The organism is Acinetobacter sp. WCHAc060033 (assembly GCF_004209125.1).
GTDB lineage: Bacteria > Pseudomonadota > Gammaproteobacteria > Pseudomonadales > Moraxellaceae > Acinetobacter > Acinetobacter wuhouensis.
This window is the reverse complement of record NZ_SGSW01000179.1, coordinates 1-572: the sequence shown is the minus strand read 5'-3', so window position 1 is coordinate 572 and position 572 is coordinate 1. Positions and strand designations below refer to the sequence as shown.

General features: G+C 35.3%; 1 protein-coding gene and 1 pseudogene. One reads left to right on the top strand and one right to left on the bottom strand.

The features are described from left to right. A pseudogene (locus tag EXE10_RS21180) lies at positions 1–193 on the top strand (MFS transporter); the annotation flags it as partial. A gap of 102 nt (positions 194–295) precedes the next feature. Here EXE10_RS21180 and EXE10_RS21175 read toward each other — a convergent pair. Next, positions 296–572: ATP-binding protein (locus EXE10_RS21175; protein ID WP_043974673.1), on the bottom strand; the 277-nt coding region annotated here is incomplete at its 5' end.

The window sequence follows — 572 nt, the reverse complement described above, 5'->3', positions numbered from 1 at the left end:
ATCGATTGGTGATACCTATTTAGTAGCGAGCCAATTACCTACAGAGCAAGGAGTTGCATTGATTAATGCAGGTAAAATAGCCTTCAGTTCAGCTCATGTGAATTTATTATCAACAGCAGGTATTATCATCGGCATACTCTCCATTGTGGTATTTTTTATGCTAGCTAAATATCGAGATGAGAATTCATTGTGATGAAATTTATTTGAGGATCATCAAACAGAATTGTTAAGTTCAGACATCAAGTTATCTTATATTTATCGCTTAAATGAAGCCTATTGATCTGAACTTAACACATTATAAATGAGTTGATGTCTTACGATTCAGTTGAATAGTAAAACAGCTGCCACCTAAGTTTTTGGATTTAGAATAATAAATATGACCTTGATGTGCTTCAATAATTGCATCAATCACTGCCAAGCCTAATCCAGTACCGCCATCTAGACGTGATCTAGAGTCTTCCAGACGATAGAAGGGTTTGAACAGGTGTTTAAGATGCGATTCATCAATACCTGGACCTTCATCTTCAAACGTCAATACCCAATGTTCTACTGTGGTTACAGATATAATATTT